At 44.2% G+C, this 23,269-nt stretch carries 20 protein-coding genes; 13 read left to right on the forward strand and 7 right to left on the reverse strand.

The features are described from left to right. The first annotated feature begins 17 nt into the window (after positions 1–17). Positions 18–206: a hypothetical protein gene (locus RIC07_RS18745; protein WP_446395841.1), complete on the forward strand. Its 189-nt coding sequence runs from the start codon at positions 18–20 to the stop codon at positions 204–206. Positions 207–414: 208 nt separating this feature from the next. On the opposite strand, the gene RIC07_RS18750 is transcribed toward RIC07_RS18745, so the two are convergent. Next, complete coding sequence (locus tag RIC07_RS18750) at positions 415–765, reverse strand: hypothetical protein (RefSeq protein ID WP_446395842.1); 351 nt, start codon at positions 763–765, stop codon at positions 415–417. Between the two features lie 243 nt (positions 766–1,008). Here RIC07_RS18750 and RIC07_RS18755 point away from each other — a divergent pair, with 243 nt between their 5' ends. After that, on the forward strand, positions 1,009–2,709 hold the full coding sequence (locus tag RIC07_RS18755; RefSeq protein WP_446395854.1) for a DUF262 domain-containing protein: 1,701 nt from the start codon (positions 1,009–1,011) through the stop codon (positions 2,707–2,709). Between the two features lie 64 nt (positions 2,710–2,773). Here the strand turns inward: RIC07_RS18755 and RIC07_RS18760 are convergent, their stop codons facing one another. Further along, a complete protein-coding gene (locus RIC07_RS18760) occupies positions 2,774–2,980 on the reverse strand; it encodes a hypothetical protein (protein ID WP_446395843.1) in 207 nt (68 codons plus the stop codon). Between the two features lie 260 nt (positions 2,981–3,240). Continuing rightward, on the reverse strand, positions 3,241–3,975 hold the full coding sequence (locus RIC07_RS18765) for a helix-turn-helix transcriptional regulator (RefSeq protein WP_006098879.1): 735 nt from the start codon (positions 3,973–3,975) through the stop codon (positions 3,241–3,243). A gap of 369 nt (positions 3,976–4,344) precedes the next feature. Between RIC07_RS18765 and RIC07_RS18770 the strand changes: the two genes are divergently transcribed. The 7 genes from RIC07_RS18770 (at position 4,345) to RIC07_RS18800 (ending at position 13,248) form a co-directional block, all read left to right on the forward strand. Further along, positions 4,345–4,584, forward strand: coding sequence for a hypothetical protein (locus RIC07_RS18770; RefSeq protein ID WP_446380109.1), 240 nt, complete (start codon positions 4,345–4,347; stop codon positions 4,582–4,584). A 130-nt stretch (positions 4,585–4,714) separates the two neighbouring features. Further along, on the forward strand, positions 4,715–5,836 hold the full coding sequence (locus RIC07_RS18775) for a DUF1611 domain-containing protein (RefSeq protein ID WP_446380108.1): 1,122 nt from the start codon (positions 4,715–4,717) through the stop codon (positions 5,834–5,836). 23 nt (positions 5,837–5,859) lie between these two features. Then, complete coding sequence (locus RIC07_RS18780) at positions 5,860–6,981, forward strand: alanine/ornithine racemase family PLP-dependent enzyme (RefSeq protein ID WP_446395844.1); 1,122 nt, start codon at positions 5,860–5,862, stop codon at positions 6,979–6,981. A gap of 195 nt (positions 6,982–7,176) precedes the next feature. Then, complete coding sequence (locus tag RIC07_RS18785) at positions 7,177–7,818, forward strand: DUF3386 domain-containing protein (RefSeq protein WP_446380106.1); 642 nt, start codon at positions 7,177–7,179, stop codon at positions 7,816–7,818. A 224-nt stretch (positions 7,819–8,042) separates the two neighbouring features. Further along, positions 8,043–8,390, forward strand: a complete 348-nt coding sequence (locus RIC07_RS18790; RefSeq protein ID WP_446395845.1) for a hypothetical protein — start codon at positions 8,043–8,045, stop codon at positions 8,388–8,390. A gap of 125 nt (positions 8,391–8,515) precedes the next feature. Next, a complete protein-coding gene (bchH, locus tag RIC07_RS18795) occupies positions 8,516–12,307 on the forward strand; it encodes a magnesium chelatase subunit H (RefSeq protein ID WP_446395846.1) in 3,792 nt (1,263 codons plus the stop codon). A 107-nt stretch (positions 12,308–12,414) separates the two neighbouring features. Then, positions 12,415–13,248, forward strand: a complete 834-nt coding sequence (locus RIC07_RS18800) for a DUF928 domain-containing protein (protein ID WP_446395847.1) — start codon at positions 12,415–12,417, stop codon at positions 13,246–13,248. Between the two features lie 258 nt (positions 13,249–13,506). Here the strand turns inward: RIC07_RS18800 and RIC07_RS18805 are convergent, their stop codons facing one another. Then, on the reverse strand, positions 13,507–14,295 hold the full coding sequence (locus RIC07_RS18805) for a Uma2 family endonuclease (protein ID WP_446395848.1): 789 nt from the start codon (positions 14,293–14,295) through the stop codon (positions 13,507–13,509). Positions 14,296–14,417: 122 nt separating this feature from the next. Between RIC07_RS18805 and RIC07_RS18810 the strand changes: the two genes are divergently transcribed. The 4 genes from RIC07_RS18810 to ruvA all read left to right on the forward strand — a co-directional run bounded on the left by RIC07_RS18810 (position 14,418) and on the right by ruvA (position 16,880). Then, positions 14,418–14,732: a nucleotidyltransferase family protein gene (locus RIC07_RS18810; RefSeq protein WP_446395849.1), complete on the forward strand. Its 315-nt coding sequence runs from the start codon at positions 14,418–14,420 to the stop codon at positions 14,730–14,732. Then, positions 14,719–15,078 carry a HepT-like ribonuclease domain-containing protein gene (locus tag RIC07_RS18815; RefSeq protein WP_446384923.1) on the forward strand — a complete coding sequence of 120 codons (360 nt, stop codon included), beginning with the start codon at positions 14,719–14,721 and terminating at the stop codon, positions 15,076–15,078. The genes RIC07_RS18810 and RIC07_RS18815 overlap by 14 nt, the downstream gene beginning before the upstream one ends. 314 nt (positions 15,079–15,392) lie before the next feature. Next, a complete protein-coding gene (locus tag RIC07_RS18820) occupies positions 15,393–16,145 on the forward strand; it encodes a sucrose-phosphate phosphatase (RefSeq protein ID WP_446395850.1) in 753 nt (250 codons plus the stop codon). 102 nt (positions 16,146–16,247) lie between these two features. Beyond that, positions 16,248–16,880: a Holliday junction branch migration protein RuvA gene (gene ruvA / locus RIC07_RS18825; protein ID WP_446380100.1), complete on the forward strand. Its 633-nt coding sequence runs from the start codon at positions 16,248–16,250 to the stop codon at positions 16,878–16,880. A 98-nt stretch (positions 16,881–16,978) separates the two neighbouring features. Here the strand turns inward: ruvA and RIC07_RS18830 are convergent, their stop codons facing one another. The 3 genes from RIC07_RS18830 to RIC07_RS18840 form a co-directional block, all read right to left on the reverse strand. Further along, positions 16,979–18,166, reverse strand: a complete 1,188-nt coding sequence (locus RIC07_RS18830) for a YbjN domain-containing protein (protein ID WP_446395851.1) — start codon at positions 18,164–18,166, stop codon at positions 16,979–16,981. A 28-nt stretch (positions 18,167–18,194) separates the two neighbouring features. Further along, positions 18,195–18,743 (reverse strand): hypothetical protein, encoded by a 549-nt coding sequence (locus tag RIC07_RS18835; protein WP_446395852.1) that lies wholly within the window; start codon positions 18,741–18,743, stop codon positions 18,195–18,197. Continuing rightward, positions 18,740–23,269: eCIS core domain-containing protein (locus RIC07_RS18840; RefSeq protein WP_446395853.1), on the reverse strand; the 4,530-nt coding region annotated here is incomplete at its 5' end. The genes RIC07_RS18840 and RIC07_RS18835, both read right to left, overlap by 4 nt.

Here is a 23,269-nt window from a genome sequence, read left to right on the forward strand (position 1 = left end):
ATTGTGAGGGACGTGCTTTGATCAGTGTTTCACCTAAAGACTCGAAATCGGCGGAAGTCGGGGCGGGTTTAGTCACATCTAGGTATAACCGAAAGGATAGTCGTGAAACCCGCCCCTACAAAATCACACGCCATGTCCGACAAGCGTTGCCAAGGATTTATGCCATGAAAACTCAGGCGATCGCTCCGGAATATCGTTTATCGTAGGGGCGACCCGCTTGCACAAATCAACAACAGTGTCCACTCAATTTGATCGGGTCGCCCTTTACTCTTACGCAGCGACACCATTTATGGGGACAAAGGTGCGTTACGCTACGCTAACACACCCTACGAATAGAGGCTTTACGTAAGTCCTATCCTAATAATTATTGGATTACTTTGACCAACTAGGCGCATGATGTTTGTATCAAACCTATCAATCGAAAAATGGGTTGGCAAGAATTATTTCTTCAGGATCATCAAATTCTAATCCAACCCCATAAGGCGAACGAATGCGGAAAGGTGTATCAAGAAACCCTGCAAGTTCCAATAGTGGCGAAACCACCAGCAGATTAATCGTACCTTCTAATAACAAACCATCGCCGCGATGATAATCATAGCGTTGCTTAATCCGAGCAATACCCGCCTGTTCTCGTTCGTCGAGTTCGGGTAAATTATCAACCCACTCACTGAAAAAGCGCTCATCATCCGCCTGTCGCAAATTACAGCGCCCCCGCAGATCGTTTAAGCTTTTTATAGTGTCTGTAATCCCTACACCCGTAACCATCTGTTGCTATCTATTTGTTAACCTTAGTGTAGCAAACTGTTCAGGATACCCTATCTCCTCCAAGCCAGTGATACCGAATCGAGTTGACTCCATTGATAACCAAACCTGCCCATTTCCTACCACCCGCGATCGCACCATGATAGTGTAGGGGCGGGTTTAGGGATTAAATCAGTGGACACACCCCATATAAAACAACAAAACCCGCCCATTCTCCACCACCCGCGATCGCTATTTTCTTTGTTTATGGTTCGGATTAACCTTCTAGATACTCGCACGACTAGCTTCGGCGATTTAATTAGCAGCGGAAAAATCTATCGAGTCCCGCCGTTTCAACGGGATTATTCCTGGACAGAGGAGAATTGGGAAGACCTTTGGCAGGATATTTTAATACTGCATAATAATGTTAGTATCAGTCATTATATGGGAGCCATTGTCCTGCAACGTTCTGGGACGACTGATCAATCGTTTACCATTATTGACGGTCAGCAACGCCTAGCCACACTTAGTATTATTGCCGTTGCTGTTATTGAAATGCTCCAAAAGCTGGTTGGGAAAGGCATTGACCCTCAAGCTAACCAAGAACGACAAGAAATTCTAAAGCGTACTTATCTCGGCGATCGCGACCCTCGTTCTCTACGATATTCAAGTAAACTGATTTTGAATGAAAATAATAATGATTTTTATCAAAGTAATTTAGTTAACCTGAGAAAACCCCTAAATATTCGTTCTCTCTCGAAATCCAATCAACTCCTATGGCAAGCTTTTGAATACTTCTTCACTCAATTAGAAAAACTGCCAGAGGTGACTCAAGATGGCGAAAAATTGGCAATGTTTATTACCGATACCGTGGCTCAAGGACTGCTGTTAATTCAAATCAGCGTTGAAGATGAACTGAATGCTTATACGGTTTTTGAGACATTAAATGCTAGAGGAATAGAGTTAACCTCCACTGACTTGTTGAAAAATTACCTCTTCTCACTCTTTCGAGGACCTGATGACTTACAAGAAGCACAGCGCCAATGGCGACGCATTATCAATACAGTTCAGATGGAGAAGTTCCCAGAATTTCTGCGTTACTATTTGAGTTTAAAACATACTCGAGTGCGGCGTGAACGTTTATTCAAGCTGGTTCGATCATCGGTTAATGATGCAACCAAAGCGTTTGATTTATTGGATCAGCTTGAGAACTTTAGTGGTTTATATGTCGCCCTCAGCAATCCCAATGATGAATTCTGGCGTGATACTCCGGAGAACCAACCTTACATCCGTGAGTTGAATTTATTTCGAGTCAAACAGACTTATCCCACTCTATTTGCTGCCTATCAGCGGTTTTCTCCAGAAAATTTTACGCGCTTACTTAAGCTTATCGTTGTCATCTCGTTCCGCTATAGTATTGTTAGCCGTTTAAATCCGAATGAATTAGAATCCCTTTACAATGCTATTGCCACTAATATTGCTGAGGGAACTATCACAACGCCGCGACAAGTTTTTGATACCCTCCGTCCGGTATATGTCACCGACGAAAAATTTAAACAAGATTTTTCTCTACTCTCAATCTCGACAAAAGGGCAAAAGCGTAGACTGGTTCGTTATATCCTCAGTCAGTTAGAGGTAGATGCGTCAGGTATACAGGTAGAAGAAAATAGTTTTTCTATCGAACATATTCTCCCGGAAGTGCCCACCGATGAATGGCGGCAATATTTCACGGAGCGGCAAATAGAGGAAATGGTTTATCGTCTGGGAAATCTGACCCTCTTAGAACCCTCGTTTAATCGGGATATTGGGCAGAAAAACTATCAGAGTAAGCAAGAAAAATATCAGCAGAGTGTCTATCAGCTCACTCAACGAATTACGGCTGAAGAATGGAACCCGGATACAATTGCTGCACGCCAGAGGCATTTGGCTCAACGTGCTGTTCACATTTGGCAATCGGATTTTTTATAGCTCAGACTCTGCTAAGATTTTAAACATGAGGGCAAAATTTTTACAATAAATTGATGTTTTTCGGTTAAATTAACCATCTGTTTAACGCCATTGATAACCACCGCGATCGCACCATGATAGTGTAGGGGCTTCCTTTAGGGATTAAATCAGTAGACACACCCCAAATAAAACAACAAAACCCGCCCATTCTCCACCACCCGCGATCGCTATTTTTTCTGCGATCGCACCATGATAATGTAGGGGCGGGTTTAGGGATTAAATCAGTGGACACACCCCATATAAAACAACGAAACCCGCCCTATTCTTAACCGTAAGGGGTGGATTTTGAATTGAGGTTATCGGTTAGGTTCAATACCGTTGAAGGGCGGGTTTTGTATGAAATGTATGGATTTACCCGTTCATTGAGTTCCTAAACCCGCCCCTACATTGGAATTTTCCTGTAAACTAATTTCCTTCTGGCAATATCTAGGGTTGTATGACATTATTGAACCCTTTTCTTACCCGATTGTAGAGACGTTGCATGTAATGTCTCTACACAGTATCTTGCAATCGCGCCACCAATTCAGCACGCGCCGAGACATTCAACTTACGGAACATCCGTTTCAGCGCCTGTTTTACTGAATTTTGGGTAATCCAAAGTTCTGCACCAATTTCTGCATTTGTCAACCCCTTAGCAACTAAATCAGCAATTTCCCGTTCCCGTGGAGTGAGGCGATTAGCGACGAGAGACTGGGATTTTTTGGCTTGCGATCGCAAGGTAGCCAGACGTGATGATAAATGCAAGCATAATCCGGTTAAGTCAGCCAAATCTTTATAATCAAACGCAGGCGCATCAGAAGCACGGGCAAAATATACCCCACCCATTAAACGCCCCCCACTGACAATCGGACCCATCATCACATGTTCGTGATCGTAGCGAGCATAACAATTCTGGTACAGTTCAGATTGTTTCCAAACCTCTGGAGAGAATACCAGTTGTTCATGGGCGGGAGCATGGTGTTCGATGACGTAGCGTAACACCGGATCGACCTTTCGCGCCAGCTTATTGTAATCGGCGACAAACCCCTCCGTATCCGCTCCCCCTTGCATCTGCACCTCAGCCGCGTGAGAATCTTCGTTGAGCAGACACAGCCCCCAATACTGCGCCTGAAAATGCTCCCCTAATTCGTCCATGATTTGCAGGCGAAGTTCCTGCTCATCACGAGCATCTGCGATCGCTTGGAAGAAACTGTGGAGAGAACGGTTCATCGTACTTGGCACGGTCATAATCTATCATTTTGAACGAATTGTTAAATAAGTCAGCATGGTTTAACCTGAACGCTTAGGAGAGTTCATTTTTTTATCTGGGTGAACAGTAATTACAGTATAGCGACATTATCTTGACGCTAAAAATTTTATTTTGATATAATTTGTCATTTTTATATGCTACTCTGAAGAGGTACTACCACAGTAGAGTAGCTAGGAGCGAGAAATCTACTCTTGATGATCTGACGGGCTTTGAGCAATAAAAGCCTTAGCCAATCACGACACCTCCAAGACAATTAATGGTCCCTCGGTTGAGTCGTACCGATAAACCGTTTTTCGTGCTGGATACGACTGACACAGCCAATTCATTGACCCAAAGGAGGAGTATTAATGAACATTCAAGCACTCGATATTAAAGTTGGCGATCGCATCATTGCCTACTGCAAGAATAAGAGGCAACCCTGTACGGTGCAACGGTTACTCGATTCGACCCCTAATACGATCACACTAAAAGTATCTACCTGTAGCCGTATCCATTATCGGGAATCAGCCTCTTGTGTGATTCAGTTTCACCGAGAGGCTGTGGTTGAAATGGCTAGCTTAAATAGAAGTTTCTCCAAGACGGTTTAAGGGACAGTTTAACAGGAAGCTTTCCAGGAAAGGATTTCAAGTATGTAGATAAAATTCTAAATTGTCGAAATACTTGGCAATTACCAAAAACTATCCTGATGAGTAAAAAAAATAAAAGAAAATAATTAAAATGACAATCAGAAAAGAAACGGCTTTAATTTACTGCGAAAATCAATTTAGTTTAGCCGACGGAAAAACTGCCGCTGGGTTGGTTCGACACTCTGAACGGTATACAATTGTTGGGGTGATTGATAGTTCACGAGCGGGTAAAGACGCCGGGGAAGAATTAGGGCAAGAAAAGAATGGTATACCCATTTTTGCTAATTTAAATGAAGCATTAATTAACCTTTCAGAGGTTCCCAACTGTTACATTTATGGCAAAGCTCCTTTAGATGCCTTTATATCCCAGGCAGAACGGCTTCTTATCTTAGAAGCCATGGAAAAAGGAATGGATATCATTAACGGTCTTCATCAGTTTTTCTCTGAAGATCAAGAGTTTACCCAGATGGCTGCCCAACATAATATCCAAATTAAAGATATCAGAAAACCTCCACAATTACAAGATTTGCACGTCTTTACGGGTCAACTCTCTAAAATTAATGTTCCTGTAATCGCCATATTAGGTACAGATTGTGCTTGCGGCAAAATGACAACCGCAATAGAACTCAACAAGTCCCTCAACACTCTCGGCATAAAGTCAGTATTGGTAGCGACGGGTCAAACTGCTTTGATGCAGGGAGCAATGTATGGCATATCGATTGATGCTCTGATTTCCCAATTTGTGATTGGTGAAATAGAAAACTCTATTATTCAAGCCTTTGACAACGAACGTCCCGACATCATTTTAGTTGAGGGACAGAGTGCCGTTAGTCATCCCGCTTTTATGGGTTCTCTCGGCATCTTGAAAGGAAGTATGCCCGATGGTATTATCCTTCAACATCCACCAGCTAGGAAATTTCGGTGCGATTTTCCTCATTTGTCAATGCCAACTGTTGAAAGCGAAATTAAACTGATTGAAGCGATTTCTCAAGCTAAAGTTATGGCGATTGCATTAAGCCATGAAAACCTAGCAGATGAAGAGATTTTGACAATCATAGAGGATTATGAGAGGCAGTTTCAATTGCCGACAATGGATGTCTTGAATCATGGATGCCAAAAAATCATTCAAGCTTTAGGTGATCATTTTCCCAACTTGAATCAAATTATCAAGCGGAAGACTTTAGAAAAAATGCCTGTATTGGGAATGAGGTAGACGTAATCGTCTGGAAATAATCAATGAAATTGTTTATGCCAAGGATAGAAATTTCCCTATCTAAAATACGGGACAATGCCCGAATGCTATGTGAACTTTATGGGCACAGAGGAATTTCATTGATGGGAGTCTCCAAAGCAGTGCTAGGAGAACCTTCTATTGTCGAGGCAATGATTCAAGGTGGAGTCAGATTTATTGCTGACTCTCGCATTGAAAACATTCAAAAAATGAAAAATGCTGGGATATCCACTCAGTTTGTGCTTCTACGCACTCCTTTCAGTCAGGCTGAAGCTGTGGTTACAAGTGTAGACATTAGTCTAAACACTGAAATCGAGACGATTAAGCAACTTTCCTATTATGCAAAAATACATAATAGAAATCATCAAATAATTGTGATGGTAGAGTTAGGAGATCTGCGGGAAGGGGTACTTCCTGGTGATCTTTCTCAATTTATCAGGAAAATTCTTTCTCTATCCCATATAAAAATTGTTGGTATTGGCTGCAATTTGGCTTGTTATGGTGGAGTAAAGCCAGACAAGAAAAATATGCATAAATTGTCTGAACTGGTTAATGACATCAAAAAAGAATTTCAGATTGATTTGGAAATAATATCCGGCGGTAATTCGGCTAATTATGAATGGTATAAATCGGCTCAATATATCGGCAATATCAACAATCTTCGCTTGGGTGAATCCATCCTTTTAGGGTGCGAAACTGTGAACCGAAAAGCGATTCCAGGTTTACACACAGAGGCATTCAAACTCGTTGCCGAAGTTATTGAGTCCAAGACAAAGCCCTCCATACCATTTGGCGAGATCTGTCAAGATGCTTTTGGAAACGTTCCTAGTTTCTCAGATCGAGGAATTAGCCAGAGAGTGATTATTGCTTTGGGAAGGCAGGACGTTCTGGTATCTAGCTTGAAATCGAAGAAAAAGCTAGAAATACTCGGAGCTAGCAGTGATCATATTATTCTCGACGGCAAGAACCACAACTTACAAGTTGGAGATGAAGTGAATTTTAACCTGGATTACGGGGGTCTTCTGTCCGCGATGACTTCTCCTTTTATTAGAAAGCAATTTATCCTGGCAACTGAAGCTATAATTCCTGTGGTTAAAACGTTAAAAATTGTCTCACCTATAAATTAAAAGTTGTAAGTCAATAAATGGGGTTGATGTTAAAATCTTTGCCGTTTAACTTACATCTTGCACCACTCACTATTTTCCCCTGCTCCCCAGTGGCGTAGTTTACGCAGACAGTACCCACTTGGGGTCTATACAGGCTAGATAGTCCCGACTATGCTAGTTTACAGCAACGCAAAAGTAAACATATAGGAGAAGCAGATGGTTGGAGTTCAAACATCAGCGCGTGATTTCTTTCGGGCGGCGTATGAGAACCGCTACACCTGGGATAAAGATTTCCCCGGTTACACCGCAGATGTGACATTCAAACAGGATGATCAGGTGGTTACAGGGAAGGTTCGGGTTAACCCGGATATGAAAGCCGAAGTCTTTGATGTCGAAGACGAAGACGCCAAGCAAGCGATTCACTCTCAACTTTGGGAAACCGCGATTCACCGGGTTCGCCGTTCCTTTGAAGACACCCACGCAAAGAACACCTTCTCCTTCGGAGATACCGATGAGACGGGTGCTGTGGAACTGTTAATGGGTGGTAAAGCAGAAGGCGATCGCTATAAAGTCCGTGATAATGAAGTAACCCACGTCCACCGTCACATTCACGGTGTTGTCGTTACGATTAACACCTTTAGTTCCCACAACACGGGCGAAGGTTATCTTTCTCACCGTTATGATTCCGTCTACCATGACCCCAAAACGGGTGAACAAAAGGGCGGTAAAAGTGTGTTTGAAGATAATTACGAAAAGGTTGGCGACTATGTTATCCTGACCCAGCGCATTATTCGCACGGAGACTGATGGTAAAGAATCCGTTCAGGAGTTTAATTTCTCGAATATCAAACTTCTGTAAATGGTGAATAATTCCCTAATTTTTCCTAAGTCCGCCTAGGCGGACTTTGTTTTGTTTAGTTTCGCGATTTTAACCGTTCGAGTTCCCTCCCCTTATTAAGGGGAGGGTTAGGGTGGGGTTGTTTTGGGGAGGGTTAGGGAGGGGTTTTAAGGCTCTACGCACCCGTGCGATCGCCAGCCTTGAACCAACTATAATTGGTGAACAAGAGATTCTCCGGTAAAGACATGACGACAGTTGCTATCTTGCCAGTATCCGATGCGAGCGGTGATAGACTTTATCGAGCGATTGCAGGTAACAAGCAATCAACAGGTAAAACCGCAGGTGAAGCGCTAGATGCATTGACCGCTCAGTTAGAAGGTAATGAATTAGATACCCTACTAATTCTCCAGAGTTTTCGCCCTGATTGGTTTTTTAGTGCCTTTGAACAACAGCGTTTATCTGAATTAATGAATCAATGGCGAACAGCACGCGATCGCGGACAGACGGTACCTCCAGAACAACAAGCTGAACTCGATAGTCTTGTCGAGGCTGAATTGAAAGCAGCCACAGCCCGAAGTGCAGCTTTGGTGTAGCAACGAATCGCAAAACCTGTGTAGAGACGTTGCATACAACATCTGGAACAATCTAGACAAAACAGGATTTTATCCCCCAGACCCTTTAAGATCGAAGGATGAAGAAATCGTTCGGGCTTGGGTCTATGAAACGCATCGTCTTAATCGCTGGGTTTGAATCGTTCAACGCGAACTTGTATCGCCAAGCGGCTGATTGGGCGACAAAGCGCTGTCCAGACTTAGATATCCGCGTATTTAGCGACCAATCCTTGACCACAGAACCGGATACTGTCGCCGCCGCCCTCCAGAATGCTGATGTCTTCTTCGCCAGTCTGCTGTTTGATTATGACCAAGTATTATGGCTGCGGGAGAGAACCCAACACATCCCCATCCGCCTCGTCTTTGAATCCGCCCTAGAATTAATGAGTCTGACTCAAATCGGGGCGTTTAAAATTGGCGATAAACCCAAAGGAATGCCCAAGCCGATTAAGTTTATTCTGGATAAATTTAGCAATGGACGAGAAGAAGATAAACTCGCGGGTTACATCAGCTTTTTGAAGACGGGTCCCAAGCTGTTGAAGTATATTCCGGCGAAAAAAGTTCAGGATTTACGCAACTGGCTGATTATCTACGGGTATTGGAATGCTGGCGGTTCGGAAAACGTGGCTTCAATGTTTTGGGTACTCGCTGAAAAATACTTAGGATTACAAGTTGGAGACATTCCCCCACCAGTCGAAACCCCCAACATGGGATTATTACATCCCGACTATGACGGGTATTTTACCTTGCCACGGCATTATCTGGAGTGGTATCGGCAAAAGCACAATAATGCTTCCTCCCCATCTCCCTCTAACACCCCCCTTATTAAGGGGGGCTGGGGGGGATCTCTTCCCGTTGTCGGGATTCTCCTTTACCGCAAACATGTTGTCTCTAAACAACAGTATATTCCTCAATTAATTCGCCAGTTTGAGAAGGCTGGATTAATCCCTGTTCCTATCTTTATTAATGGTGTGGAAGGACATGTGGCGGTGCGAGATTGGCTGACCTCAACGGATGAAACTACCCGACGAAAACAGGGAACAATTGATACACCCTCTTTATCAAAAGACGCTGTTGAAGTTGACGCGATTGTTTCTACAATTGGCTTTCCATTAGTCGGAGGACCCGCCGGTTCTATGGAAGCAGGGCGTCAAGTTGAGGTGGCAAAACGCATCCTCACGGCGAAAAATATTCCCTATATTGTCGCCGCACCGTTACTGATTCAGGATATTCACTCTTGGACGCGACAAGGAATTGGCGGCTTGCAATCGGTGGTACTCTATGCATTACCGGAATTAGATGGGGCAATTGACACGGTTCCTCTGGGCGGATTGGTGGGAGAGGATATTTATCTGATTCCCGAACGGGTGAAACGGTTAACTGGGCGTCTGAAGCGTTGGATTGAACTGAGACAGACACCCACCTCAGAACGGAAAATTGCCATCATTCTCTATGGTTTCCCGCCCGGATATGGGGCGACAGGAACAGCAGCTTTACTCAATGTACCGCGATCGCTCCTGAAAGTCCTCCACGCCCTCAAGCAGCAAGGCTATACCGTTGGCGAGTTACCGGAGGATGGTGAAGAACTTATCCGTCGGGTTAAAGAAGCCGATGAAGCAATGAGTCATGAGGGTTCACCGACAAACTCCGTCAACGTTAAAACCCTAGAAAAATGGCTCGGCTATCTGTTCACCACTCGCATCGAAAAGCAGTGGAAATCCCTCACCGGAACTGGGATTAAAACTTACGGCGATGAGTTGCAAATTGGCGGGATTCAATTAGGAAATATTTGGATAGGTGTGCAACCGCCGTTAGGTATTGCAGGTGATCCGATGCGGTTAATGTTTGAACGGGATATGACCCCTCATCCTCAATATGCCGCATTCTATAAATGGCTACACCATGAGTTTAACCCTCATGCAGTGGTTCACTTTGGGATGCATGGCACAGTAGAATGGTTGCCCGGTTCTCCATTAGGAAATACGGGCTATTCTTGGTCAGATATTTTGCTCGGTGATCTACCCAATCTCTATATTTATGCTGCCAATAATCCCTCAGAATCCATTTTGGCAAAACGGCGCGGATATGGCGTCTTGATTTCTCATAATGTCCCTCCCTATGGGCGGGCGGGATTGTATAAAGAATTAGTGGCACTGCGAGATTTAATTGCTGAGTACCGAGAAGATCCCGATAAAAATTATGCCTTAAAACCTGACATTTGTCAGAAAATTGTGGATAGTGGCTTAGATACTGATTGTTCCTTTGATGAGGCGAAGAAATTAGGGATTCCGTTCACACCTGATAATGTCCGTTTATTCAGCGCTGAAGCATTTAATCATTATCTAGTCAAATTGTATGAATACTTACAAGTCGTAGAACAACGACTATTTTCCTCCGGATTGCATACCTTGGGTGAACCGCCAAACTCAGAAGCCTTGGCGAGTTACTTAAACGCTTATTTTGGCGACAATGGTGCAGCGGATTTAGTTAAGGAGGTAATGGATAAAATAGGAGATGATAAAACGACTCAATTATCGACCACCTCTCTAGTTAAGGATAAAAAAGGCGAATCGGATTCCCTTGCTACTGAAATAGAAACAATTGCCCATTTATTACAGCAAAATACTGATGAAATGACCAATCTATTACGGGGATTAAATGGAGAATACATTCCCCCAGCACCGGGCGGCGACTTATTACGAGATGGGGTCGGCGTATTACCAACCGGACGAAATATTCATGCTTTAGACCCCTATCGGATGCCCTCACCGGGAGCCTATCAACGAGGACGAGACATTGCCAAAAAAATTATCGCCCAACACCTCCAAGAACAGGCAGACTATCCGGAAACCGTGGCGGTGATGTTATGGGGATTGGATGCAATTAAAACCAAAGGAGAATCCTTGGGGATTTTACTCGAATTAGTGGGGGCAGAACCCATCAAAGAAGGAACGGGGCGAATTGTTCGCTATGAGTTACAACCCTTAGCAGACGTGGGACATCCCCGGATTGATGTCTTGGCAAATTTATCGGGTATTTTTCGGGATAGTTTTGTGAATATCATTGAATTACTCGATGACTTATTTAAACGGGCGGCGGAGGCGGAGGAACCGGAAGACCAAAACTTTATCCGTAAACATGCTTTAGCCCTACAAGCACAAGGAATCCAGAATAATTCTGCCCGATTATTTTCTAACCCGGCTGGTGATTTTGGTTCCTTAGTTAATGAGCAAGTGACAGATGGAAACTGGGAATCGGGAGAGGAATTAGGCAAAACCTGGGAAAGTCGCAATGCGTTTAGTTATGGGCGTAAAGATAAAGGACAAGCGCGTCCGGAAGTTCTAACTCAGCTATTAAAAACAACCAGCCAGGTAGTTCAGGAAATTGACTCCGTGGAATACGGTTTAACTGATATTCAGGAATACTATGCCAATACCGGGGGATTGAAAAAAGCGGCTGAGAAACAACGGGGGAAGAAAGTGAGTGCCAGTTTTGTGGAAAGCTTTTCTAAAGATACAACCCCGCGCAAATTAGATGACTTACTGCGGTTAGAATATCGCACTAAGTTACTGAATCCCAAATGGGCAAAGGCGATGGCAAGTCAGGGTTCAGGTGGTGCTTATGAAATCTCCCAACGGATGACAGCGTTAATCGGTTGGGGTGGGACGGCAGATTTTACGGATGATTGGGTGTATGATCAAGCAGCAGATACTTATGCTTTAGATGCAGAAATGGCCGAGAGGTTAAGACAAGCAAATCCTGAGGCATTTCGGAATATTGTCGCCCGGATGTTGGAGGCAAGTGGGCGAGGGTTTTGGCAACCGAGTGATGAGAAGTTACAGAAGTTGCAGGCGTTGTATGAGTTGACGGATGAGGAATTAGAAGGGGTGACGGTTTAATTGTGTCCACCTATTTTAAAGTACAGTTTTAACGGACAATTAAAGATTTATGGAGTATCAGCAAATTTGCTTGGATAGGTAGAAAATACAACAAAAATAATAGAAAGATGTCGATTATAACTCGCTTCCTCCGCTTACCCCGCTTCCGAATAGTCGTATTCGTTTTACTCACTTTAGCTTTAACCTTAGGGTTAGCTATCAAATTACCCGTCAAGGTACAAGCACAGTCTGAACCTCCCTCACTTAGCAGCCTGATTCCTGAGCAATGGGAAGTTGTACCTGTGACTGATTCAGTAGATGCCCTTAATCGAGAGCCCGGAGGGCATTGTAATTGCCTCTTGTCTCCTGAAGGTATTCCTCCAAGCTTACTTCCACCATCCGGAATAGGGAAAACAATTTCTGAATATCCGACTTTCTTTTGGTATGTACCGAAGACATACGCTTGGGGAATAGAATTTATGTTGAGGAATGCCAATTATCAAGAAGTTTACTCGATTAAGTATGCCTTTACTCATTACACAGAAGAACCTTTCGATGGTTATGAAGTCGAAATAGCTACAGGCACTCCTGGTATCATCAGCTTAACGCTTCCTGGCTTGGCTACCTATCCTCCCCTGCTTCCTCCCTTAGAAATTGGTCAAAAATATCACTGGATTTTACGGATAATATGTGATCCGATGGATCCTTCAGGTGATATTTATATAGATGGAGCTATTGAACGAGTCCAACTTAATCCAAGAGATGAACGTTTTCTAGTGCAGGCAACTCCAGAAGAACGTTTGGCTTTCTACACCAAAGAACGAATTTGGTACGAGACTGTAGATACTTTAATGGAACTACGGCGCGAACGTCCCGATGATCAAGATGTAACTGATACCTGGAACAAATTGCTTAAATCAGTCGAGTTGGATGCGTATACCTTTCTATCCGAATTTAGCTAAACGCAAGAATGCATAAAATTAACAAATAGTCGATTAAACAAGATGGAGTAACATTGTAGGGGCGCACCGACGTGCGCCCTTTATTAGAGCTTGCTGCATAAATCTAAAAACCTGAGTCAGGGCGGGTTTAGTTACATCTGGGTGCAACCGAAAAGATAGTAATAAAACCCGCCCCTACAGACGTTGCACCACATACAGCGAAAAGTCTGTTCTGCGTCTCCCCATCTCCCCCTTACCACAATACTAATTCAGCAACCCCTATTTAATCCTTGCCACAACACGCACAGTTTCAACAGGTAACGACAACACTTCAGCGATTTGTTCTACACTCAAACCCATTGCCAATAGTTTCGGGATAGCCTCTCGTTGCGCCTGTTCTGCTTGTTCGGCTCGTTGTTGCTCTTGTTCGGCTCGTTGTCGCTCTTGTTCGGCTCGTTGTCGCTCTAATTCTCTATACTCAATACTTTCTAAATAAGTAACAAATCGCTCACCATCGGGTCGGTATAACTGTAATTCTCCTTCTACGACTTCAAATCGAATTCCCAGACAGGGACTTACCCAGCCTAACATCTGGGGAATGGGTTGTAAGAGTTCGACTTCCCTGTCCCGTCGCCACCCTTTGAGGATACCTTTGTCAGGATTAAAGAGATAATATTCCTCTACGCCATAGCGTTCATAAAATCGCCGCTTGGCTCCTTCTAATTCTTGCCGGGTATTGCTTTTAGAGACAATCTCGAAGACAACTTGGGGAGGAATATTTTCTTCCTCCCACTGCTTATAGGAACGCCTATCTCCCTTGGGACGTCCCATAACCACCATCACATCTGGAGCTTGTCTAATCCAAGGTTCTCCTTCTACCGGATACCAGAACAAATCTCCAGCAACAAAGACGTTAGGATTGTCAATAAACAGTGCATCAATGCCACCTTGAATCGTGACAATGAGGCGAAATTGGATAGTATTGTCTGCCAAGGGTTGACCGTCACTTTCGGGATAGATGATAGGAACCGAGGTGGAGAGGGACATAGCAACAGTAGGAACGCGCATCTGTTGTTAGAGTAGCATAGCTGGTTATTTCCTCAAGTAATTTATTTTTGCCCTCTCTCTGTCTTGGAGTAGTGGAGCATTCTACTATAGAATCTAAACGTTCAGCCCTTAGGACAAACAAGATGACGACGATTAACCCAAAGGTTGAGGTATCTAGGGAAGAGATTGCTGCATTTTGCCAGCGCTGGCAAATTACTGAGTTTGCCCTATTTGGTTCTATCTTACGAGATGATTTTCGCCCCGATAGTGATGTGGATGTACTGGTCAGTTTTGCGCCGAAGCCTAAATGGAGTCTGTGGGACATCATTAAAATGAAAGAAGAACTGAAAACGATGTTTAGGCGGGAGGTTGATTTAGTCCAAAAGGATTGTTTACGTAATCCCTTCCGGCGTTATGAAATACTCAGCACAAAACAGGTAATCTATGCTGCCAAATAATCGAGATGCTGGCTATCTTTGGGATATGTTACAGGCGGCACGTCGTCTTCAAGACTTTACGGCTGGTTTATCCTATGAAACTTATTTAGAGAGTATCTTGCTTCAGAGTGCCGTTGAGCGACAGTTAGAAATTCTCGGTGAAGCGGCGAGACGAATGTCAGATGATTTCCGTCAAGCGCATCCAGCAATTCCCTGGAGTGCTATTATTGGACAACGGAATGTCATTGCTCATCAATATGATGATATTGAGCTAGAACAGCTTTGGTCTGTAGTGACTTCCGATATTCCCACGCTGATTACTCAATTAGAACCTTTAATCCCACCCTTGCCACCAGAAATAGAATAGTTGTTAGAGTTAAAATTTTACAGATTTTCTGGGCGCAAGCCTTGCGCCCCTACCTGATGTTACGGTTTCCTGAATACATCGTTTCTAAAGTAAATAATTGATGCTTATAATACGGATAAGGTGGTGCGAGTTGGGGCAGGGGAAGACGTAAGTAGGTGGGGACAATTAAAGTTAACGGTGGAGAACTCGCTTTCGCGAGAAGCCAGCTACGTCATTCGTCATTTGTCAAGAATTATTTATCCAAAAGCCCTTGGCTAATCCCATGCTGATGCGAAATAATGCAGGTGCAAACTCTAATCATAAACGAGATTGTGATGACTGCATTTTTATTCATAACCGACTTAGATAACACTCTAGTTGGCGATGACGATGCCCTCAAGGAACTCAATCAGCAGTTAGAGCAGCATCGCCAAGACTATGGGACTAAGATAGTCTATGCTACCGGGCGATCGCCTGCCCTCTACCGGAAACTGACTAGCGAAAAGTCCCTGCTGTCACCGGATGCGCTGATTACCTCAGTTGGCACGGAAATTTGCTTCAATCCAGAGGAAGAAATCGTTGATCAAGAATGGGCGGATATGCTGGCACAGGGGTGGAACCGGGATGCGGTTGTGGCTATTGCTGCCCATTTTTCTGATCTTGTGCTACAACCTGAGACAGAACAGCGCCCTTTTAAAGTCAGTTATGTGGTAAGTGAAGAAATTTCCTCAGACGTTTTGCCCCGTCTGGAATCCTCTCTAAAGGAAAAAGGGTTAGATGTCAAGCTAATCTATAGTGGGGGTCAAGACTTAGATATTCTACCTCGTCAAGGGGATAAAGGTTTAGCGGTACAATTCCTGCGGCAAAAATGGGACATGGACGCCACAAAAACCGTTGTCTGTGGTGATTCTGGTAATGATATCGCCCTGTTTAGTGCTGGGGAAGAACGGGGTATTCTGGTGGGAAATGCTAAACCTGAACTGCGTCAATGGTATGAGGAGAACAAAAAAGATTATCACTATTTCGCTCAGGCACATTATGCAGATGGTATAGTAGAAGGTCTGCATCATTTTGGATTTCTGGCTTAGGAATTAGTGATTAGGGAACAGGGAACAGGAAACAGGGAACAGGGTATAGCCCCAGACGTGAAGTCTGGGGTCAGTCTAAATTTGGATGATCATATTTAATGAATGATTAGTTATCTCAAGGGAACAGTCGCGACGATTCAGAAAGGGAATGGGAATCGAGTTACTCTGATTCTAGAGGTGAACCAAATTGGGTATGAGGTGCAAATTACTCGACAGCTATCCCAAGAGGTTCAGATTGGATCAGAACAAGTGGTACAAGTTTTTACTCACCTGCAAATCCGGGAAGACCAACAAATCCTCTATGGCTTCGCATCCGCCGCCGAACGGGATTTATTTCGCCAGTTGGTGAGTGTGAGTGGGATTGGTGCCCAATTAGCGATCGCACTTATCGATACCCTGGGACTACAAAGTCTGGTTCAGGCGATTGTCACCGGGAATACTCGCGCCTTAGCCAAAACACCGGGAGTGGGTAGCAAAACGGCTGAACGCATCGCCTTGGAACTGAAAACCAAGTTATCTGAATGGCGAAAATTCGCGGGTGTGGAAACCCCAGCCAGTGCAACGGGACCCTCCCCCGCTATTTTAGAAGATGTGGAAATGACCCTATTAGCCCTAGGGTATGAAACCGCCGAAATTACGCAGGCGCTGAACGCGATTAGTCAGGATGCACTACTGGCGAAAAACCCCAACGCCGAGGAATGGATTCGACGTGCGATCGCATGGTTGAGTCAGTAGCTGTGGGGGTGATCATCTCCGGTCAAATACCCTGCGTCAAAATAGCGTAAACTCCTTATAGCATAGCAGTTATGGGCAATCATCAGGACATGAGCGGATCAGGATTCGATTTGTGCGATCGCGTCTTCTGGTGACATACCACTTTCAAGGACTAATTTAATCCCAGGTAGGTATTTATCCATCATTGTCACGTTGGCATAAACTAAGCGTTGGATGAGGGCAAAACTGAGTCTATCCCCCTCGACATCAATACTGGTTTTGTAGCGAATCTCACCATCGGTGAAGTCTAATTCAAAATTACCAATCATCATGCCATAATTGGCTCTAGCGATAAACTCTCCCAGAATTCGACGCTTGGTTTTTGGCACTTTTATGGGGCAAATTGAGTAAAAAACAAATTGCTCTTCGTCTTCTCTCGCTTTAGCGTAACAGTTCCAACTCCCATTATCTCCTTCAAATGCCAGGTATAAAGCGGGTTCTCCTTGAATTTTGGCATAAGACCAATCATCTTCTGTAAAGAAGTTGACCATTGTCTGGAAAATGGGTTGGGTTGTAATTGTGTCTTGAGGGGTTGGTTCTGGGGTATCTTGAGCTAATTCTTGAAAAAAGTTAGATATTGAGCCGATTGTTTCATTGGCAAAATCTTTCGCAACAGTATCCAGACTACCACCGACTAAATCTGTAAAGAAGTTGGTAATAGCTTGAGATATTTCTTCAGAATCAGGTGTTTCTTTGGATAAAGCTTGGGGACTAAGATAAGACCAAAAGGTACGGTAGCCTGTTTCGCCTGATTCCTGTTCCTGTTTTACAGATAAGGCTAACCAACTTTCGGTGGATAGTAGAAAATAGGGGGACTTGGAATGATCAGGTGGTTCGTCAGTTTCCTGTCTTTCAGATTTTTCATTAGTAGACTTGGATGTTAGTTCAGATTGCTTTTGGCTAAGGTTTACAAGGTAGGCGGCGGCTTCTTCCGCGTTGGTGGCTTTTTCGAGTAGGAGGGGAAGTAAGTCTGGTTTTAGGCTAGCTTCGATTTTGATGTCGGGTGAGGGTTGGAAGTCGCCGTTGGTAATCGGAGTACGGACTTCAGGTTTGAGATTAAATAAGGCTTCGGTGTCAATGCGTTGGTAAACTTGGGCGGTTACTTGGAAGGTGAGACGGCAGTCTATGACTTCGTTATCTTGTTTGGTTAGGAATAGAGCAAAGGTGTGAACAGTTAAAAGCGATCGTGAAAGAGTATACAACGTCAGTTCGCTATCTAATTGATGATTTGTAATCTTTGCGTCCATTGAAGCTATTCTCTAGTCTTTACTGAAGTTAGATACTAAGTCCTTGGAAGCGATGTATTAACCAAGTAACTAACGGAGATGATCCCGGTTCAATATCAGCTTTACTTTGGCCAAAAACAAATGCTAAACCATCCAAACTAGACTTAACTGCCTTACACCATAATTGATAATCTACTGGAAAATCTTTGTAATAACTTCCAACAAATTTAGCAACTTTTTCAAGATACTCTTCATTATCAAGATTACACAAGCGAGAGATAAGAATTTTTTTGTTTTTATTATTTTTTATTTCAATACTCAAAAAATTGTTGACTCTAATCTTTGTCAACAGTTCTTTTTTTTTCTCTAAAATAGTATTGTTTAAATCAAAAACGGTCACATCTAAAGGTAACTGATCTCTCTCGTTTCCCAGGAATAACATATCATCAATTCTAAAATCAATTCCGGCATCACACGAAATTATTTCACTTTGGGAAAGTTCAATAGACCATTTTAGTGTGTCCGGATAAGGCGGAATCAAAAGCCATGTTCCGGCATCTTCATACCATAGGTAAAAATCAACAGAAAAATTTTTCATGGTTTTACAGCATCAAGCACAATCCAAAAACTTTCGGTTAAATCGTAAATGTTTTTATTAGCTAGTTCTTCTATTTTAGCAATTGCCTCATCGTGAGATTTACCTTTTCCCCTAAGGTTGAGATAATTTTGAATAGCCTTAGGTTCCGAGCGGTTTAGGTTGACAGCTTTAGGGGGGCTATGGGTCGGATTGATATGTAAATATTCCTCTCCAGAATCAGAATTCTTTTTATCATATTCCCAATTAATATTTTCGGCACTAAAAATGCCATTTCCTTTTCCACTTGACTGATAGGCTTGACGTGCTGCTTCATTAACAACATCTTGACTAAAGTCCTCAATAATAACAGTATTGTTTTCCTTTATTGGCGTATTTGCTTTTCCTACCCCCTTCAATAAGTGTCTTGATTTTGAGAATGATACTCTAATCGGTTCATCACCTTCAGCTTTTGTGGATGGTGTATCTACAGATCTGAAAATATAATCGTAGTTCCAACTATCCTTGCCATCAACTACAGTGACGGATTTGAAGACGGGATGCTTCCGTTTAACAACATTGGCAACCTTACGAGCATCTTTCTGAGTTATTGCACCATTTTTAATAAACCGCTTTTCCTCTTTTTCAAAAGCAGCTAAGCCAGCATCTCGCTCTTTCTTGGTAAATTTATTCTCATCCTTATTCCCCTTGCCCTTCTTACCTTTAAACAGACTCTTCGCCTTCTTAAGAACCTTATCGATCGCCTTATCAATCCGGCTGCGAATTTTCTTGACAATATTCTGTACCTTCTTCGCCAAACCACTAACACCCAGAAGCGAAGCTAAGAACCCAATCACCACCGGGAGCGATCGCGCCAAAGCATTCTCCACCAACTTCGCTGCACCACCAACAGCACCGGATGCGATCGCGGTTATCGCCTTAATCACCGCATTCACCAGTTCTACCACCTGGCTACCCTGGTTAATGAAGAACATCACGATGTCATAAATTGCCATCGCCGCCTTCACAAATGCTGAAGCCGGATTCAACAACCCAATAATCCATTTCACCCCAGCCGTAATCACTTGGGTGATCAGCATCCCCTTAATTTCCTCAATTACCGTCTCTTTCAAGTCACCAAATTGCTCTTGAACCTGTTCCCACAGTCCCATTGGTCCCTGATTCGCGATAACTTGGAATATCTCAACGCTCTTCTCCATCCCAGCGACAACGGGTTCGCCGAACAGCTTCACCGCCTTGCGACGGATGTAGTCCCACGTCATCCCTAGTATCTGCGTTACTAAGCTGAAGATACCCTTGAGACTGAAGATATCATCGGGTAACTGAATCCCCATCGAACCCATCGCCCCCGTCAGCCAGCCAATTAAACCCCCTTGCAGGTGGTTCATAATGTTGCCCAGAAAGTTATCCAACCCCTGCTTCACACCACTGACGAGATTACCCAAGAACCCAATCGGATCTTTTATAATTGACCCAATCGCACTCGCTGCTTTGGCTAACACGTTTTGCAGCATGTTCTTGAGCTTATTAATCGTGTCGATTACCCCAGCCATCGCATCAAACGCTTGAGCAAACCACGGTTGATTCGATGCCTTCATCTCCTTAATTTGAGCATCCAGTTGCTGGAGATTCTCCTGGTACTGCTGTGCTAGTTTATCGACTAATTCCGTCTCTTTATCTTTAACACTCTGTTCTAGATCATCAAACTTGGTCTGAATATCCTGTGCTGCTTCGGTTCCGACTTGCTTAAGCGCTTCAGGTAAACCCGCAACGTACTCTTTAATTTCCTCTCTGCCTTCAGTGATTCTCTCTTTCGCCTTGTTTAGCTGCTCACTGACATAGTTGGCAATATCGGTTAGACCTTTATCTATCTCATTTAGATACTGATTACGTCCTTCATCGAAGAAGCCTGTTACTTCAGGGGGTATACCCATCAATTGGTCTTTTACCCAACGTCCAGCCCCCCATAGCCCGTCATACCGCTTTTTGTACTCTTCCATGTGAGGAGCCACATACTCCTCAAATTTTTGTTTGGCGGTATCAGCAGTTACCTTGAAACGGTTGGTAACTTCTGTATCTAAACCATTGAGGATACCTTCAACGTCTGTTTTCGTCTCCTGGTAAATCCCATCAATATCCTTAGCGACTTTATCCCGTTCCTGCTCATCCTTCGTTTTCGTCTCATCCTGACGCCCCATCACTTGAGCCAAGAGCTGCTCCCGCTCACCATGCATTCCTTGGAGCTGGGTTTGACTGGTCGTTTGGGCTTCAGACTGGGCTTGATTTAACGTTCCTTGCTCCTGCTGACGATACTCCTGTGGTGCTTCAACAGCTCGTTGTTGAGCGCCTTTCTTCGCATCCAACGCTTGCACAAATTGTGGTTCATTGGAAGAAGCCAGTTGTTCTGGCGTCACATCAGCCTCAGCCATTTGCTGATCAAGTTTCTGACTCTCAGCTTGCATGGGTGCAGAAACTTCGGATTCCGGTTTGGGTTTCGGTGTGGCTTGAGCTGCACCGATATCCCCTGGTGTTGAACCTGCATCCGGCTGATCTAAGGGTTTTACCTGTTTGGGTTCAATCCCACTGGTATCAGGAGCTTCCTGGGTTTTCTCGGCAACCGGACCTGCGGCTTGTTCTGCTGTTTCTTTCGCCTGATTGGACATATCGCCCTTCACCGAAGAAAGCAGATTATTGTCTTTAAATTTATCAGCATCTTCTAGGGTTTTGGGAGCCGCCTGGTTCACCTTGTCCATTACAGCAGCTTTAAAGGCTTCGGCATTAAATTCCCCAGGGGGCTGCTGCTCCATCTCCTGGACTTGCTTGTCTTGCGCCTTACTTTCTACTTCATTGCTGGGGGGTTCAGAGGCATCCTGGGCTTCTTTTGATTCAGACTCGGCGGGATCATGTTGTTTTTCTTTCTCAGCAACTCCCTTAGCTTTTTTGACTGTAGCTTGGAAATCGGGGTCAGCCTCTGGGGAAGCTGGCGATGCAGCCCCACCGCCAGCCGCTTCACTCTTGGGAGCATCACTTGCACCCTCTGGCTGAGTACCTATGTCAGTTGCACTCGCGGGTGCGCCACCTGCTGCCATTTCCGGTGCAGCCGCCATACCACCAGGTTCTGCTGTCTCTGGTGCTGCTCCAGTTCCCCCACTGTCTACTTGGGGAGTGGCTGGAGTCATCTCACCACCTGATTCGGGTGCTGCTGGAGCTGGTTGGGCTGGCTGGGGTTGGACGCCTGCACTGGATGGTTCGTCTTGAGGATTTTCTCGGCGTTGGATTTTCGGTTGTGGGATAGAAGTCGGTGTCAGGTTTGGTTTCGGCTGTAACTTATTGCTTTTCGTCGCGACTTGCTTAACCGATTTTGCCTGAACCTGATTGCCATTTTGCTGCACGACATGAGTTAACTCATGTGCCAATAATTCCTGTCCCGGTTTACTATCGGGTTGATATTCTCCCTTTTTAAAGAAGATGTCTTTACCTGTTGTAAATGCCTTTGCCTGTATCGATTTATTCAGTTTGTCTGATTCAGAATCAGTATGAACTTTTACCTGACTAAAATCTGCCCCAAACGCCTGTTCCATCGGCTGGCGCACGTTCTCAGATAATATTTGTCCACTACCGCGCTTTTGTTGAATGGATTGTTCGAGAGAGGGTGTAGCTGTGGCGTCAGAGGATTGTGACTGTGCTTCTTTTTTCTGAACCGTTTCTTCTTCGGGTTCTTGGAGGGGCTGGTTTTGGATGTCTTCATCCTCAGTATTATCCTGACGTTGAACCGTTTGAGCGGGTGACTGATTCAATACAGGATTAACTGGCTTTACAGGTGACTCAATTCGCTGGGATTTAAAGGTATTGAGTCGATTTAATCCGGGGTTAGAAATGGGTTTTATTGGTTGGACAACCTGATTCGACAACCTGCCCAAATTAACCTGTCTCTGAATCGAGGATGACGGTGTACCGGGAACGTTGACCGGAATTTCGAGAAAATTATGATACTCTTCTTCTTCTGATTGTTCTGTTTGTTGAGCGGGTGTGTCTGAGGTTTCTCCTTGGCGTTGAACCGTTTGAGGCTCACTCGATGATATCTCGTCTGCTTCCGCCTCTGGCATTTCCTGGCGTTGGATGGTTTCATCCGATTCCTGCGCCTCTTGTTCAGCTTCTGGCTCAACCTTTTCCTCGTTTTCAGCGGGCTGCTGTTGAATGGAATTGCCTAATTCCCCCAAGTTCCCTTGTCTTTGTATAGAGGATGGCGATGTACCCGGAGCGTTGATGGGGAGTTCTAGGAAATTACGAGCGGGTTGTTTCGCTTTCGCTTGAATTTCAGTTTCTTCTTCTTGATTATCAATGTTATCTGTATCAGATTCAGGTATTGCCTCGGCTTCACTATCGGGTATTTCCTGACGCTGGATACTACTATCTGCTGCGGAAGCATCTGAGGCTTCGCCAAAAGCAAGATCCTCTGGCTTTTTCGTCTCGTCTTGAACTTCCGACGCATCCGCCTGAATCTCTACAGCATCAGTAGTGGGTTGCTG

The sequence above is a fragment of the Coleofasciculus sp. E1-EBD-02 genome, assembly GCF_040218245.1.
In the GTDB taxonomy this organism is placed as follows: domain Bacteria; phylum Cyanobacteriota; class Cyanobacteriia; order Cyanobacteriales; family Coleofasciculaceae; genus Coleofasciculus.

Bases quoted from the DNA above. Each gene is read 5' to 3' on its own strand.
- RIC07_RS18790 (WP_446395845.1), top strand. From the start codon at position 8,043: ATGACGACAGTTGCTATCTTGCCAGTATCCGATGCGAGCGGTGATAGA.
- RIC07_RS18780 (WP_446395844.1), top strand. From the start codon at position 5,860: ATGAAATTGTTTATGCCAAGGATAGAAATTTCCCTATCTAAAATACGG.
- RIC07_RS18830 (WP_446395851.1), bottom strand. From the start codon at position 18,166: ATGGACGCAAAGATTACAAATCATCAATTAGATAGCGAACTGACGTTG.
- ruvA (WP_446380100.1), top strand. From the start codon at position 16,248: ATGATTAGTTATCTCAAGGGAACAGTCGCGACGATTCAGAAAGGGAAT.
- RIC07_RS18755 (WP_446395854.1), top strand. From the start codon at position 1,009: ATGGTTCGGATTAACCTTCTAGATACTCGCACGACTAGCTTCGGCGAT.
- RIC07_RS18765 (WP_006098879.1), bottom strand. From the start codon at position 3,975: ATGACCGTGCCAAGTACGATGAACCGTTCTCTCCACAGTTTCTTCCAA.
- RIC07_RS18810 (WP_446395849.1), top strand. From the start codon at position 14,418: ATGACGACGATTAACCCAAAGGTTGAGGTATCTAGGGAAGAGATTGCT.
- RIC07_RS18750 (WP_446395842.1), bottom strand. From the start codon at position 765: ATGGTTACGGGTGTAGGGATTACAGACACTATAAAAAGCTTAAACGAT.
- RIC07_RS18815 (WP_446384923.1), top strand. From the start codon at position 14,719: ATGCTGCCAAATAATCGAGATGCTGGCTATCTTTGGGATATGTTACAG.
- RIC07_RS18785 (WP_446380106.1), top strand. From the start codon at position 7,177: ATGGTTGGAGTTCAAACATCAGCGCGTGATTTCTTTCGGGCGGCGTAT.
- RIC07_RS18835 (WP_446395852.1), bottom strand. From the start codon at position 18,743: ATGAAAAATTTTTCTGTTGATTTTTACCTATGGTATGAAGATGCCGGA.
- RIC07_RS18800 (WP_446395847.1), top strand. From the start codon at position 12,415: ATGTCGATTATAACTCGCTTCCTCCGCTTACCCCGCTTCCGAATAGTC.
- bchH (WP_446395846.1), top strand. From the start codon at position 8,516: ATGAAACGCATCGTCTTAATCGCTGGGTTTGAATCGTTCAACGCGAAC.
- RIC07_RS18805 (WP_446395848.1), bottom strand. From the start codon at position 14,295: ATGCGCGTTCCTACTGTTGCTATGTCCCTCTCCACCTCGGTTCCTATC.
- RIC07_RS18820 (WP_446395850.1), top strand. From the start codon at position 15,393: ATGACTGCATTTTTATTCATAACCGACTTAGATAACACTCTAGTTGGC.
- RIC07_RS18775 (WP_446380108.1), top strand. From the start codon at position 4,715: ATGACAATCAGAAAAGAAACGGCTTTAATTTACTGCGAAAATCAATTT.
- RIC07_RS18770 (WP_446380109.1), top strand. From the start codon at position 4,345: ATGAACATTCAAGCACTCGATATTAAAGTTGGCGATCGCATCATTGCC.